The following is a 1,167-nucleotide window of genomic DNA, read 5'->3' on the forward strand; positions in this document are numbered from 1 at the left end:
GGCGCGAGCGCGCACGCCGCCGACGCGGCCGTGAACACCGCGACGCCGACGACCGCGACCGGGACCGGCCCGTACCGGTCGACGAGCGGCCCGGCTCCGGCCAGCCCGACGGTGAGCGCGACGGTGTACGCGTCGAGCACCCACTGCAGCGCGCCCAGCCCGCCGCCGAGCTCCGTGCCGATCCGGTCGAGCGCGACGTTCACGACCGTGACGTCGAGGAAGAGCATGAACGTCGCGGCGGTGAGCAGGCCGATCCCGGTGCGCGCCGCGCGCATCGTCACGGGGCACCCGCGGACGTGACCGCCGAGAACGCGGCGCGGAACGCCGCCATCTCCTCGGGCGTCCCGATCGACACCCGCAGCTGCCCCGGACCGCCGATCTCCCGCACCAGCACCCCGTGCGCGACCAGGCGCTCCCAGACCGCACGCGCGTCGTCGAACGGCCCGACGAGCACGAAGTTCGCGTCGGAGTCCGGCACGGTCCAGCCACGTGCGCGCAGCCAGGCGACCAGGTCGTCCCGTCCGCGGCGCAGCGCGTCGACGGTGCGCAGCTGCTCGGTCCGGTACGCCAGGAGCGCGCAGCCCGCGGCCTGCGTGAGCGCCGACAGGTGGTACGGCAGCCGGACGACCCTCAGCACGTCGACCACCGCCGGGTCCGCCGCGAGGTACCCGATCCGCGCCCCGGCCCCCGCGAACGCCTTGCTGAGCGTCCGCACGACGACCAGGCGCGGGTGCCCGTCGAGCAGCTCGACCGCGCTCGGCACGCCCGCGCGGCGGAACTCCGCGTACGCCTCGTCGACCACGACGAGCCCGGGTGCCGCGTCGAGCGCGGCGGTCACCGTCGCGAGCGGCAGCGCGGTCCCCGTCGGGTTGTTGGGCGACGCGAGCACGACGACCGCGGGCCGGTGCGTCACGAGGTCGTCGACGAGGCGTGCGGGGTCGACGCCGTACCGCTCGTCGCGCGGCTCGCACCGCCACCCGGTCCCGGTGTTGCGCGCGTACTCCGGGTACATCGGGTACGTCGGCCCGTACGACAGCAGCAGCCGGCCCGGCCCGCCGAACGCCTGCAGCAGCTGCTGCATGACCTCGTTCGACCCGTTCGCCGCCCACACCCGCCGCGCGTCGAGCGGCACGCCCGTGTCGGCGGTCAGGTGCCCCGCGAGCGCCG

General features: G+C 76.3%; 2 protein-coding genes. Both read right to left on the bottom strand.

Annotation, left to right across the window (positions count from 1 at the left end):
• On the bottom strand, positions 1-281 hold a 281-nt coding region (locus HGA02_RS19930), incomplete at its 3' end, for an MFS transporter (RefSeq protein ID WP_168681158.1).
• The coding region (locus HGA02_RS19935; protein ID WP_168681160.1) for a histidinol-phosphate transaminase at positions 278-1,167 on the bottom strand (890 nt) is incomplete at its 5' end. The genes HGA02_RS19930 and HGA02_RS19935, both read right to left, overlap by 4 nt.

It is taken from the genome of Cellulomonas septica (genome assembly GCF_012396155.1).
GTDB classification, from domain to species: domain Bacteria; phylum Actinomycetota; class Actinomycetes; order Actinomycetales; family Cellulomonadaceae; genus Cellulomonas; species Cellulomonas septica.